Source organism: Streptomyces sp. NPDC034670 (genome assembly GCF_055574875.1).
In genome coordinates this window covers 1-12731 of sequence record NZ_JBVITR010000016.1, presented here as the reverse complement: position 1 = coordinate 12731, position 12731 = coordinate 1, and the positions used below count along the sequence as shown (strand labels likewise).

Genomic DNA, 12731 nt, shown 5'->3' with positions numbered 1-12731 from the left:
TGGGGGGGGGGGGGGGGGGGGGGGGGGACGGGGGGGGGGGGGGGGGGGGGGAGGGGGGGGGGGGGGAGGGAGGGGGGGGGGGGGGGGCCCCCCCCCCCCCCCCCCCCCCCCCCACACCCACTCGGATCGGGGAGCGATTCATGTACGACTACGACCTCCTGGTCGTCGGGTCGGCCAACGCCGACCTGGTGATCGGCGTCGAGCGCCGGCCGGGCGCCGGGGAGACGGTGCTCGGCTCCGACCTGGCCGTCCACCCGGGCGGCAAGGGCGCGAACCAGGCGGTCGCGGCCGCCCGGCTCGGGGCCCGGACGGCCCTGCTGGCCCGGGTCGGCGACGACGGGCACGGGCGGCTGCTGCTGGACTCGCAGCGGACCGCCGGGGTGGACACGGTGGGCGTGCTGGTGGGCGGGGCGCCGACCGGGGTCGCGCTGATCACGGTGGACCCGTCGGGGGACAACAGCATCGTCGTCTCGCCCGGCGCCAACGGCCGGCTGACGCCGGTGGACGTGCGCGCGGCGGCGAGCCTCTTCCACGCCTCCCGGGTGGTCTCCGCGCAGCTGGAGATCCCGCTGGAGACGGTGGTGGAGGTGGTGCGGAGCCTGGCGCCGGGCAGCCGGTTCGTGCTGAACCCCTCGCCGCCGCGCCCGCTGCCGGCCGAGGTGCTGGCGGCCTGCGACCCGCTGATCGTCAACGAGCACGAGGCCAGGGTGATCCTGGGCGGGGCGTGCGTGAGCGAGGAGCCGGAGGACTGGGCGCGGCTGCTGCTGGCGAAGGGGCCGCGCTCGGTGGTGGTGACGCTGGGCGGCGAGGGCGCGCTGGTGGCCTCCTCGCAGGGCGTCCACCGGGTCCCCGCCGTCGAGGTGGACGCCGTGGACACCACCGGCGCGGGGGACGCGTTCACCGCCGCGCTGGCCTGGCGGCTCGGTGCGGGCGAGTCCCTGGCCGAGGCGGCGGCGTACGCGGCCCGGGTGGGGGCGGTGACCGTCACCCGGGAGGGCGCACAGGTGTCCTTCCCGACGGCGTCGGAGGTCGCCGCCCGGTGAAGAAGCACGGGATCCTGAACCGTCACCTCTCCGGCGCGCTGGCCGAGCTCGGGCACGGCGACGGGGTGCTGGTGTGCGACGCCGGCATGCCGGTGCCCGACGGACCGCGCGTGGTGGACCTGGCCTTCCGGGCCGGGGTGCCGTCCTTCGCCGAGGTGGTCGAGGGGCTGCTGGAGGAGCTGGTGGTCGAGGGCGCGACGGCGGCGGCCGAGGTGCGGCGGGCCAACCCGGCGGCGGCCGAGCTGCTGACGGGGCACTTCCCGCACCTGGAGCTGGTGCCGCACGAGCGGCTCAAGGAGCTGACGGCCGGCGCGCGGCTCGTCGTCCGCACCGGCGAGGCACGGCCGTACGCGAACGTGCTGCTGCGCTGCGGGGTGTTCTTCTGACGGCTGCCGACGGCCGCGGGGGTCCGACGGCGCCCGCGGGCCGGCGCCGGTGAACGCCGGGCGCTCGGGCCGCCGGGCCGGCCTGCCTCCGCGCCGTCCGGCCGTGAAGACTTCGAGGGGGCCCGGTCCGTCGACCGTGCCCCCTCGGTTCCCTCCCCCGTCAGAACCTCTCCGGATCCCCCCCGGGTCCCCCTCCAGAGGTCCTGACGCAGAGTACGACCGGCGAGGTGCGGGGAGGGTTGCACGGTCCCCCGGATTTTTTCCCGCCCGGTTCCCCGCGGGGTTCCCGGGCGGGGAGCGGCCGCCCGGTGCGCGGGGGAGCGTGCCCCGGTCCCCCGTACGCCCGTTGCCCCGTACGGCTCGTACGGGAGGGGGCGTCGCGCGGCCGTTACGCGGCGTGCTCCGCGAACCGCGCCGCCGTCTCGGCGAGCACCTCGCGCCCGTCCCGGGCCCACAGCGCCTCGTTGAACAGCTCGACCTCGATGGCGCCGGTGTAGCCGGCCGCCTCCACGTACCCCTTCCACTCCCGCATGTCGATCGCGCCGTCGCCGATCTGGCCGCGGCCGTTGAGGACGCCCTCGGGCAGCGGGGTGGTCCAGTCGGCGAGCTGGAAGGTGTGGATGCGGCCCTGGGCGCCCGCGCGGGCGATCTGCGCGGGCGCGGTGTCGTCCCACCAGACGTGGTACGTGTCGACGGTGACGCCGACCTGGTGGGCGGGGAAGCGTTCGGCGAGGTCGAGGGCCTGGGCGAGGGTGGAGACCACGCAGCGGTCGGAGGCGAACATGGGGTGCAGCGGCTCGACGGCCAGTCTCACCCCGTGCTCCTCGGCGTAGGGGCCGAGTTCGGCGAGCGCGTCCGCGATCCGCTCCCGGGCGCCGCGCAGGTCCTTGGAGCCGGCCGGCAGGCCGCCCGAGACCAGCACCAGGGTGTCGGTGCCGAGCGTCGCCGCCTCGTCGACGGCGCGGCGGTTGTCGGCCAGGGCGGCGGCCCGCTCGCCGGGGTCGGTCGCGGTGAGGAAGCCGCCCCGGCACAGCGTGGTCACCGCCAGGCCCGCGTCGCGCACCAGCTTGGCCGCGGCCTCCACGCCGTAGTCCCGGACGGGCTCGCGCCACAGGCCCACGCCCGGCACGCCCAGGTCCCGGCAGGCGGCGACGAGCTCCGGCAGCGACAGCTGCCGGACCGTCATCTGGTTGACGCTGAAGCGCGCGAGGTCGGTCACGGGGTCACTCCGTACAGGTGCAGCAGGGTCCTCATGCGTTCCTCGGCGAGCTTCGGGTCGGGGAACAGGCCGAGGCGGTCGGCGAGTTCGTAGGCGCGGGCGAAGTGCGGCAGGGAGCGGGCCGACTGCAGGCCGCCGACCATCGCGAAGTGGTCCTGGTGGCCCGCCAGCCAGGCGAGGAAGACCACGCCGGTCTTGTAGAAGCGGGTGGGGGCCTGGAAGAGGTGGCGGGAGAGTTCGACGGTGGGGTCGAGCAGGGCGCGGAAGCCCTCCGTGTTCCCCGTGTCGAGCACCCGGACCGCCTCGGCCGCCAGGGGCCCGAGCGGGTCGAAGATGCCGAGCAGGGCGTGGCTGAAGCCCTGGTCGTCCCCGGCGATCAGCTCGGGGTAGTGGAAGTCGTCGCCGGTGTAGCAGCGCACCCCGTCCGGGAGGCGGCGGCGCAGGTCGACCTCCCGCCGGGCGTCCAGCAGCGAGATCTTGACGCCGTCGACCTTGTCGGGGTGGGCGGCGACGACCTCCAGGAAGGTCTCCGTGGCCGCGTCCAGGTCGGCGGAGCCCCAGTAGCCCTCCAGCGCCGGGTCGAACATCGGGCCGAGCCAGTGCAGGATCACCGGCTCGCTCGCCTGGCGCAGCAGGTGGCCGTACACCTCCAGGTAGTCCTCGGGGGACCGCGCGGCGGCGGCCAGCGCGCGGGACGCCATCAGGATGGCCCGGGCGCCCGACTCCTCGACGAGCGCGAGCTGCTCCTCGTACGCCGCCCGCACCTCGGCGGGTGTGCCGGAGACGATCTGGTCGGTGCCGACGCCGCAGGCGATCCGGCCGCCGACCGCCTTCGCCTCGGCGGCGGAGCGGCGGATCAGCTCGGCCGCGCCCGCCCAGTCCAGGCCCATGCCGCGCTGGGCGGTGTCCATGGCCTCGGCGACGCCCAGCCCGTGCGCCCACAGGTGGCGGCGGAAGGCGAGGGTGGCGTCCCAGTCGACGGCCGCCGGCGCGTCGGGGGTGGTGTCGGCGTACGGGTCGGCGACGACGTGCGCGGCCGAGAAGACCGTGCGGGAGGCGAGGGGGGCTCCGGGGGTGAGGACGAGGGGCTCGGTGCGGGGCTCGTAGGTCCGCAGCCGGCCGTGCGCGTCGGGCAGTCGGACGGTCACAGCGCGATCTCCGGCACGTCGAGGCGGCGGCCCTCGGCCGAGGACTTCAGGCCCAGTTCGGCGAGCTGGACGCCGCGGGCGCCGGCCAGCAGGTCCCAGTGGTAGGGGGCGTCGGCGTAGACGTGCTTGAGGAACAGCTCCCACTGGGCCTTGAAGCCGTTGTCGAACTCGCCGTTGTCCGGGACCTCCTGCCACTGGTCGCGGAAGGCCTCGGTGGCGGGGATGTCCGGGTTCCAGACGGGCTTGGGGGTGGCGGAGCGGTGCTGGACGCGGCAGCCCCGCAGCCCGGCGACCGCCGAGCCCTCGGTGCCGTCCACCTGGAACTCGACGAGTTCGTCGCGGTTGACCCGCACCGCCCAGGAGGAGTTGATCTGGGCGATCGCGCCGCCCTCCAGCTCGAAGACGCCGTAGGCGGCGTCGTCGGCGGTGGCGTCGTAGGGCTTGCCGTGCTCGTCCCAGCGCTGCGGGATGTGGGTGGCGGCGAGGGCCTGGACGGACTTCACGCGGCCGAACAGCTCGTGCAGGACGTACTCCCAGTGCGGGAACATGTCGACGACGATGCCGCCGCCGTCCTCGGCGCGGTAGTTCCACGACGGACGCTGGGCCTCCTGCCAGTCGCCCTCGAAGACCCAGTAGCCGAACTCGCCGCGCACGGACAGGATGCGGCCGAAGAAGCCGCCGTCGATGAGCCGCTTCAGCTTGAGCAGGCCGGGCAGGAACAGCTTGTCCTGCACGACGCCGTGCTTGACGCCCGCCGCGTGCGCGAGACGGGCGAGCTCCAGGGCGCCCTCGAGGCCGGTGGCGGTCGGCTTCTCGGTGTAGACGTGCTTGCCCGCGGCGATCGCCTTCCTGAGCGCCTCCTCGCGGGCGGAGGTCACCTGCGCGTCGAAGTAGACGTCGACGCCGTCGTCGGCGAGGACCGCGTCCAGGTCCGTGGAGACGTGGTCGAGTCCGTGGCGTTCGGCCAGCGCCCGCAGCGCGTGCTCGCGGCGGCCGACCAGGATCGGTTCCGGCCACAGCACGGTGCCGTCGCCGAGGTCGAGGCCGCCCTGTTCGCGCAGGGCCAGGATGGAGCGGACGAGGTGCTGGCGGTAGCCCATGCGTCCGGTCACACCGTTCATCGCGATCCGCACCGTTCTACGTGTCACGTCGTTCCCTTCGTACGCGGTCCGCGCGCCGCGTACGTCCAGCCCGTCGCCCGCCGGCCGCTGAGGGTGCGCGGTGACTGGTGAACGTGACAGCAAGCGCTTTCTATGTAGACAGAAGCTAGCCTCTGGGCGAGGGTCCGGACAAGAGCGCGGCGGACCGGACTTGTTCGAGGGGGCGAACCATCGGGCGCGGAGCCGTAGGGTCTGCTCGGAACCACGGCCACGGGCGCGGACGTGATGCGGGTGTGGGTGTGGGTGTGTACGGGGCGTACGGCGGGACGCGCGAGGCGGAGGACGAGACATGACGGTGACCCTGGCGGACGTGGCGGCTCGCGCGCAGGTCTCCCCCGCGACGGTGTCGCGCGTGCTCAACGGGAACTACCCCGTGGCCGCCTCCACCCGTGAACGGGTGCTGAAGGCCGTGGACGAGCTGGACTACGTGCTCAACGGCCCCGCGAGCGCCCTGGCGGCCGCCACCTCCGACCTGGTGGGCATCCTGGTGAACGACATCGCCGACCCGTTCTTCGGGATCATGGCGAGCGCGATCCAGTCCGAGATCGGGGGGCCGGGCGGACGCGCGGGCGGGGAGAGGCTCGCGGTCGTCTGCAACACGGGCGGCTCCCCGGAGCGCGAGCTGACCTACCTCACCCTGCTCCAGCGGCAGCGGGCGGCGGCGGTCGTGCTGACCGGCGGGGCGATCGAGGACGCGGCGCACCGGGCGGCCGTGGACGCCAAGCTGCGCAAGCTGACGGACGCCGGGACCCGGGTGGTGCTGTGCGGCCGGCCGCCGGCGCCGGAGGCCGGGGCGATCGCGCTGACCTTCGACAACCGCGGCGGCGGCCGGGAACTCACCGAGCACCTGATCGGCCTCGGCCACCGCCGCCTCGGCTACATCGCGGGCCCCGAGGAGCGCACGACCACCCGCCACCGCCTCGAGGGGCACCGGGCCGCGCTCGCCGCGCACGGCGTCGAGGAGGACCCGCGCTGGACCGTGCACGGCCGCTACGACCGCCGGTCCGGCTACGAGGCCACCCTGGAACTCCTGCGCCGAGAACCGGCGTTGACGGCCGTCGTCGCCGCGAACGACACCGTCGCCCTCGGCGCGTGCGCCGCCCTGCGGGACTCCGGTCTGCGCATCCCCCAGGACGTCTCGGTCGCCGGCTTCGACGACCTCCCGTTCAGCATCGACGCGGTGCCGGCGCTGACGACGGTGCGGCTGCCGCTGGCGGAGGCGGGGGCCCGGGCCGGACGCATCGCCATGGGCCGCGAGGAGCCGCCGCCGGGCGGGATCGCCTCGGTGCGGGGGGAGTTGATGGTGCGGGGGTCCAGCGGGGCGCCGCGCGCGTAGTCGGTCCGGCGCCTCGGCCTCCCGGCGTTCCGGCGTTCCGGCGTTCCGGCGTTCCGGCGTTCCGGCGTTCCGCAAGGCGTACCTCCTTCGGCGCCCCCCGTACGACCGCGGGACGTTCCGCCGCCCGGCCGGGCCCGCTCGCGACACCCGTGCGACGAGGGAGGTTGGCCCCGGAACCCGCGGGTACTGTCGATTCTCATGAAGCTGGCGTTCTCCACCCTCGGCGTCCCCGGCCTGCCCCTGACCGACGTGCTGCGCCTCGCGACCGAGCACGGCTACCACGGCGTCGAACTGCGCGCCCACCCCGAGGAACCGGTCCACCCCCGCCTCACCCCCGCCGAACGCGCCGACGCCGCCGCCGCGTTCGAGGCGGCCGGCGTCGAGGTCCTGGGCCTCGCCGGGTACTCCCGGGTCGCCGCGCCGGGCGACGACGAACCGGTCCTCGCCGAGATCCGCGCCCTGCTCGACCTCGCCCGCGACCTCGGCGCCCCCTCCGTCCGCGTCCTCCCGGGCGCCTCCTCGGGACAGAGCCCCGAGGAGGCGGACGCGACGGCCGCCCGCCGGCTGGGCACGGCCGCCGAGTACGCCGCCGACCTCGGCGTCCGCGTCCTGCTGGAGACCCACGACTCGCACCGCACCGCCGCCGACGCGATGCGGATCCTCGGCCTGGTCGGCCACCGCCAGGTGGGCGCGCTGTGGGACGTGATGCACACCTGGCTGGGCGGCGAGCAGCCCGTGGAGAGCTTCGCGGCGCTCTCCCCCCACCTCGGCCACGTCCAGGTCAAGGACATCGCCTCCGCCGACGACACGACCCCGCTCCCCCTCGGCACCGGCGTCCTGCCCCTGGCCGAGTGCGTGGAGGTCCTCTCCCGCCACGGCTGGGACGGCTGGCTGTGCTGGGAGTACGAGAAGCGCTGGTACCCCGACGCCGCCCCGCTCCCCGCCCTCCTCTCCTCCGGCCGCGCGCACCTGACCCGGCTCCTCAACGACTCGGCCTGACCCGCGCGGGACCGGCCCGCGGCGCCGGTGCCGCGGGATCCGGCCGTCGGGCGGGGCCGCGGAAATCCACTGGCCCGGACCGCGCACGCCGGGTAGCGTCCGCGCGTGCCAAGATCCGCTCCCCTCCCCGCCGTCCCGTCGTGAGCCTCACCCGTGCCCTGATCGACGTGCGCCCCCTGCGCACGTCCCCGGTCTTCCGGCGCCTGCTGATCGGGCGGACGGTGTCCGTGCTCGGCAGTTTCATGACCATGGTCACCGTCATGTACCAGGTCTGGGAGATGACGCACAGCGCGGCCTGGAGCGGCGCGGTGGGCCTCGCCCAGGCACTGCCGATGGTCTGCTTCGGGCTGTTCGCCGGGGCCTGGGCCGACCGGGGCGACCGGCGCCGCATCTTCCTGGCCGCGACGGTCGGCCAGACGGTCTGCGCGCTGCTGCTCGCGGTCCAGGGCTTCGCCGGGCACGTACCGGTGACCGGAGTGCTCGCGCTGGTCGCGGCACAGTCCGCCTGCGCCGCGATCGGCGCCCCCGCGGCCGGGGTGTTCGTCCCGCGGCTGCTGCCCAGGGACCAGGTGGCCTCCGGGCTCGCGCTCCACCAGGTCACCGGCCAGGCGATGATGCTCGTCGGTCCCGCGCTCGGGGGCCTGCTGCTCGGCTGGTTCGGCATCGGCGTCTGCTACCTGCTCGACGCGCTGACCTTCCTCCTCTCCTTCTACGGCGCGTTCGGCCTGCCCGCGCTGCCGCCCGAGGGGGAGCCGTCGCGGACCGGTCTGCGCGGAGTGCTGGACGGGCTGCGCTTCCTGGCCGGCCACCGGGTGGTGCGCGGCGCGCTCGTCACCGACCTCGCCGCCACCGTCCTGTCGATGCCGGTCAGCCTCTTCCCGCTGGTCAACGACGAGCGTTTCGGCGGTGACCCGCGCACGCTCGGCCTGTTCCTGTCGGCGCTCGCGGTCGGCGGCGTCCTGGCGTCCGTGCTGTCCGGTGCGGTGACCCGCCGGGGCCGTCCCGGTCTCGTCATGCTCCTCGGCGCGGGCGTCTGGGGTGCCGCGCTGGCCGCGTTCGGCCTCACCAACGATCCGTGGGCGGGCCTGGGGCTGCTGGTCCTGGCCGGCGCGGCCGACGCCCTGTCGGTGCTCTCCCGCACCACGATCGTGCAGACCCGCACGCCCGACGCCCTGCTGGGCCGGGTCACGGCCGCCGAGACGATCGTCGGGCAGGCCGGTCCGCACCTCGGCAACGTGCGCGCGGGACTGGTGGCCGGCGCGACCTCGGGTGCGACGGCCCTGGTGACCGGTGGACTGCTCTGCCTGCTCGCGGTGGTCTGCGTCGCCACGAGCACACCGGAGTTGCGCGACGGCGAGCCCGTGCCGGACGTGCGCTGACCAGAGGAACACCGCGGGGAGCGCCGCCACCAGGAAGCGCAGGGCGGAGAGGAGCAGCGGCGGGAAGTGGCCGGGCCCGATCCCGATGACGGTGAAGTCCACGCCCCGGACGGCGGCGACGAGGACGGCGAGCAGCGGGTGGGAAGGTCGCGCACGGCGAGGACCACCGCCCGCGACACTTCAGCACCGGCGACGATTCCCGCATGGTTGGATGAAGCACCGCTGACCGATCGGGAGCCGCCATGCTCGACCTCCAGCGTCTGCGCGCCCTGCACGCCGTCTCCGTCCACGGCACCGTCGGCGCCGCCGCCGCGGCGCTCGGGTACACCTCCTCCGCCGTCTCCCAGCAGATCGCCAAGCTGGAGCGGGAGACCCGGACCGTCCTGCTGGAGCGGGAGGGCCGCGGCGTGCGGCTGACCGACGAGGCCCACCGGCTGGTGTCCACCGCCCGGGAGCTGCTCGCCCTCGTGGAACGGGCGGAGACCGAGCTGGAGGAGCGGCGCGGGGTGCCGGCCGGGCGGCTGGCCGTCGCCGCCTTCGCGTCGGCGGCGCGCGGGCTGATGCCGCCCGTGCTGGCCGACCTGGCCCGGCGGCACCCCGCGCTGGAGACCCGGCTCACCGAGATCGACCCGCACCTGTCCGTGGACCTGGTGGCCAAGGGCGCGGTGGACCTGGTCGTCGCGCACGACTGGGACATCGCGCCGCTGCCCGTCCCGGCGGGCGTGGAGCAGGCGGTCATCGGGGACGACCCGTGCGACCTGCTGGTGCCCGAGGGGCATCCGTTCGCGGGGCGCGCGGCGGTGCGGCGGGAGGAGCTGGGCGGCGAGCGGTGGATCTGCCAGCCGCCGGGGCGGGTCTGCCGCGAGTGGCTGGTGCGCACCCTGCGCGCCGCCGGGCACCGGCCGGAGATCGTCCACCAGGCCGACGAGAACCCGACCCTGGTCGCCCTGGTCGCGGCCGGGCTCGGCGTCGCGCTGATCCCCCGGCTGGGGCGCGGCCCGCTGCCCGGCGGGGTGGTGGAGGTGCCGCTGGACCCGGTGCCCGTCCGGCGGGTGTACGCGCTGTGGCGCGCGGGCGCGGCCCGCCGCCCGGCGATCGCGGAGGCGGTCCGCGCCCTGCGCGGGCACTGGCCCGGGGTCTCGGCGCACACGCCCCGCTGACCCCGTCCGCAGCACCGGTCCCGGCTTCGGGGAACCCGCCGCGGACGGGGAACCCGTCCGCGCCCCCGTCCGTCCCAGGGGCAGGCTGCCGGACGAGTCCCCGCGGCACGGTGTCGGCCCTCGCTGCCGGAGGCGATCGCCGACCCACCCTCTCCGCCGTGCCGCGGCCGGCAGCACGCCGTCGTCGGCGCGCCCCCTCCGACCGCGCCGACGACGGCCCCTCCCCGGCCGCCGCGCCCTTTCCCGGCCGCCGCGCCCCTCCCCGGTCGCCGCACCCCTCCCGGTCGTTGTGCTCCCGGGTTGCTGTGCGTTCCCTTGACCGGCAGAAACTTCCCGGATATTGGTGACCTCCTGGCAGTTTCCTTCAGCGGACCCCCGGTCCTCCGCGGATCACCTCCCAAAGGAGCGCACGTGCCCGACAGCAGCACGGCAAGCACGGGAAACACCGCACGTCCGTCCAGACGCGCCGTCCTCGCCGCGACGGCGGGCGTCACCACCGCCCTGGCGGCGGCCGGCCCGGTGCGCGCCGCCGCCGGCCCCGCCACCCCCGACGACAGGGAGCTGCGCGCCCTCGTCTCCCGGATGACGCTCGAGGAGAAGGTCGGCCAGCTGTTCGTGATGCGGGTCTACGGCCACTCCGCCACCGACCCGGACCAGGCCGACGTCGACGCCAACCTCGAGGAGATCGGCGTCCGCACGGCCGCCGACCTGCTCGCGAAGTACCGGGTCGGCGGCATCATCTACTTCGCCTGGGCGCACAACACCCGCGAGCCGCACCAGATCGCCGACCTGTCCAACGGCATCCAGGAGGCCTCCCTCGGCCTGCCGCGCGGGCTGCCGGTGCTCATCTCCACCGACCAGGAGCACGGCATCGTGGCCCGCGTGGGCGGACCCGCCACGCTGTTCCCCGGCGCGATGGCCGTCGGTGCGGGCGGCTCCCTCCCGGACGCCCGCGCCCTCGGCCGGATCGCCGGGCGCGAACTGCGCGCCCTGGGCATCCGCCAGAACTACGCCCCGGTGGCCGACGTGAACGTCGACCCGGCCAACCCGGTCATCGGGGTGCGGTCCTTCGGCTCCGATCCGGACGCCGTGGCGCGGCTGGTGGCCGCCGAGGTCGCCGGGTACCAGGGCTCGGGGGTCGCGGCGACCGCCAAGCACTTCCCCGGGCACGGCGACACGGTCGACGACAGCCACGCCAAGCTCCCGTACATCCACCACACCCGCGAGCAGTGGGAGCGGCTCGACGCGCCGCCGTTCCGGGCCGCGATCGCCGCGGGCATCGACTCGATCATGACCGCGCACATCGTCGTGCCGGCGCTCGACGGCTCCGAGGACCCGGCCACCCTCTCCCGCCCCGTCCTCACCGGCATCCTGCGCGAGGAACTGGGCTACGACGGGGTGGTCGTCACCGACTCCCTCGGCATGGAGGGCGTCCGCACCAAGTACGGCGACGACCGGGTGCCGGTGCTGGCCCTGAAGGCGGGCGTGGACCAGCTCCTCAACCCGCCCTCCCTGGACGTGGCCTGGAACGCCGTCCTCGCGGCCGTGCGCAACGGCGAGCTGACGGAGTCCCGGCTCGACGAGTCGGTCCTGCGGGTGCTGCGACTGAAGGCGAAACTGGGCCTGTTCGAGGACCCGTTCGTCTCCCACGCGGGCGTCGACCGCGCCGTCGGCACCCGCGCGCACCGGGCCGCGGCCGACCGGATCGCCGAGCGCACCACCACCGTGCTGGTCAACGAGGGCGGCCTGCTGCCGCTGTCCCGGCGACGGCAGCCCAGGCTGCTCGTCGTCGGCGCCGACCCGGCGTCCCCGTCCGGGACGACGGGACCGCCGACCGGCGTCCTCGCCGGCGCGCTGGGCGAACTGGGCTTCACGGCCACCGCCCTGCCCACCGGCACGGCGCCGTCCGCGGCGACCGTCGCCGCGGCGGTGGCGGCGGCCCGGGACGCGGACGCGGTGGTCGTCGGGACGTACAACGTCGGCGCGTCCAGCGCCCAGAAGACCCTCGTCGAGCAGCTGCTGGCCACCGGGAAGCCGGTCGTCGCGGTGGCGATCCGCAACCCGTACGACGTGGCCCACCTGCCCGGCGTCCCGGCGTACCTGGCGACGTACTCCTGGACCGACGTCGAACTGCGGGCGGCGGCACGGGTCATCGCCGGCCGGGTGGACCCGCGCGGGACCCTGCCGGTGCCGGTGCAGCGCGCCGACGACCCGGCGGCGGTGCTCTACCCCGTCGGGCACGGGCTCAGGTACCGGCCCGGCCGTCCCGCCTGAGAGGCGCGTGAGGACGCTTCCCGGACCGGGACGACGGGGCTCGACCCGTGCGTCCGTCGTCCCGGGGAGGCGTCTGCACGTCTGCGGTCACGGGGTGCCCGGGAGGGGCCCGAAGTGCGAAGGGGCCTTGGAGTCGCCGTCGTCCTCGTGCCACCGCAGGGGTCCGCCGACGACGAAACCCCGCATGCGCTCGGCGCCGATGACGTGCACGGTGGCCGCCTCGTCGACGTCGACGCCGAACTCCGCCTCCACTCGCTGTCTTTCCTCGGCGGTCGCCCTCCTGATGGTGAGGCCGCGGTGGACCGTCGTCAGCATGAAGCCGCGAACGCCCTCGATGTGGATGTCGATGCGCGGCTCGTCCGCCTCCGCCTTGGCCCTCAGCAGCAACCGGTCCCCGTGGGCGGCCGTGTAATGCCACAGCGTGAAGACGCGGTCGGAGTGGAATTCCTGGGTCATGTCGTCCAGACGTGGTTCCGGAGACCGCGGGTGGGGGGGGGGGGGGGGGGGGGGGGGGGGGGGGGGGGGGGGGGGGGGGTGGCGGGGGGGGGGGGGGGGGGGGGGGGGGGGGGGGGGGGGGGGGGGGGTGGGGTGGGAAACCACCTACCACCCCTCCCTCCCTCCTTAGTG

The 12731-nt window shown here is 75.6% G+C and carries 11 protein-coding genes and 1 pseudogene; 7 read left to right on the top strand and 5 right to left on the bottom strand.

Annotated elements, in window-relative coordinates; all coding sequences use genetic code 11:
- Positions 1–140 precede the first annotated feature (140 nt).
- Together ACZ56B_RS13915 and rbsD are read left to right on the top strand one after the other, a co-directional pair.
- Entirely contained in the window at positions 141–1043 is a 903-nt protein-coding gene (locus ACZ56B_RS13915) for a ribokinase (protein WP_468789570.1), read from the top strand.
- Complete coding sequence (rbsD, locus tag ACZ56B_RS13910) at positions 1040–1429, top strand: D-ribose pyranase (protein ID WP_468789568.1); 390 nt, start codon at positions 1040–1042, stop codon at positions 1427–1429. The genes ACZ56B_RS13915 and rbsD overlap by 4 nt, the downstream gene beginning before the upstream one ends.
- A 388-nt stretch (positions 1430–1817) precedes the next feature.
- Here rbsD and ACZ56B_RS13905 read toward each other — a convergent pair whose 3' ends face one another.
- The 3 genes from ACZ56B_RS13905 to ACZ56B_RS13895 are packed head-to-tail and all read right to left on the bottom strand — an operon-like array spanning position 1818 to position 4944.
- Positions 1818–2648, bottom strand: a complete 831-nt coding sequence (locus tag ACZ56B_RS13905; protein WP_468789566.1) for a sugar phosphate isomerase/epimerase family protein — start codon at positions 2646–2648, stop codon at positions 1818–1820.
- Complete coding sequence (locus tag ACZ56B_RS13900) at positions 2645–3796, bottom strand: dihydrodipicolinate synthase family protein (RefSeq protein ID WP_468789564.1); 1152 nt, start codon at positions 3794–3796, stop codon at positions 2645–2647. Before ACZ56B_RS13900 ends, ACZ56B_RS13905 begins: the two co-directional genes overlap by 4 nt.
- A complete protein-coding gene (locus tag ACZ56B_RS13895) occupies positions 3793–4944 on the bottom strand; it encodes a Gfo/Idh/MocA family protein (protein ID WP_468789562.1) in 1152 nt (383 codons plus the stop codon). Before ACZ56B_RS13895 ends, ACZ56B_RS13900 begins: the two co-directional genes overlap by 4 nt.
- Before the next feature lie 301 nt (positions 4945–5245).
- On the opposite strand from ACZ56B_RS13895, the gene ACZ56B_RS13890 reads away from it, so the two are divergent.
- The 3 genes from ACZ56B_RS13890 to ACZ56B_RS13880 all read left to right on the top strand — a co-directional run bounded on the left by ACZ56B_RS13890 (position 5246) and on the right by ACZ56B_RS13880 (position 8670).
- Entirely contained in the window at positions 5246–6292 is a 1047-nt protein-coding gene (locus ACZ56B_RS13890) for a LacI family DNA-binding transcriptional regulator (protein WP_468789560.1), read from the top strand.
- Positions 6293–6490: 198 nt separating this feature from the next.
- Entirely contained in the window at positions 6491–7291 is an 801-nt protein-coding gene (locus ACZ56B_RS13885) for a sugar phosphate isomerase/epimerase family protein (protein WP_468789558.1), read from the top strand.
- A 140-nt stretch (positions 7292–7431) separates the two neighbouring features.
- On the top strand, positions 7432–8670 hold the full coding sequence (locus ACZ56B_RS13880; protein ID WP_468789556.1) for an MFS transporter: 1239 nt from the start codon (positions 7432–7434) through the stop codon (positions 8668–8670).
- Between the two features lie 3 nt (positions 8671–8673).
- On the opposite strand, the pseudogene ACZ56B_RS13875 reads toward ACZ56B_RS13880, so the two are convergent.
- Positions 8674–8805: pseudogene (locus tag ACZ56B_RS13875) on the bottom strand (EamA family transporter); the annotation flags it as partial.
- Between the two features lie 107 nt (positions 8806–8912).
- On the opposite strand from ACZ56B_RS13875, the gene ACZ56B_RS13870 reads away from it, so the two are divergent.
- Entirely contained in the window at positions 8913–9830 is a 918-nt protein-coding gene (locus ACZ56B_RS13870) for a LysR family transcriptional regulator (protein WP_468789554.1), read from the top strand.
- A gap of 411 nt (positions 9831–10241) precedes the next feature.
- Positions 10242–12104: a glycoside hydrolase family 3 protein gene (locus ACZ56B_RS13865; protein WP_468789552.1), complete on the top strand. Its 1863-nt coding sequence runs from the start codon at positions 10242–10244 to the stop codon at positions 12102–12104.
- A gap of 87 nt (positions 12105–12191) precedes the next feature.
- On the opposite strand, the gene ACZ56B_RS13860 is transcribed toward ACZ56B_RS13865, so the two are convergent.
- A complete protein-coding gene (locus ACZ56B_RS13860; protein ID WP_468789550.1) occupies positions 12192–12560 on the bottom strand; it encodes a hypothetical protein in 369 nt (122 codons plus the stop codon).
- Between the last annotated feature and the right edge of the window lie 171 nt (positions 12561–12731).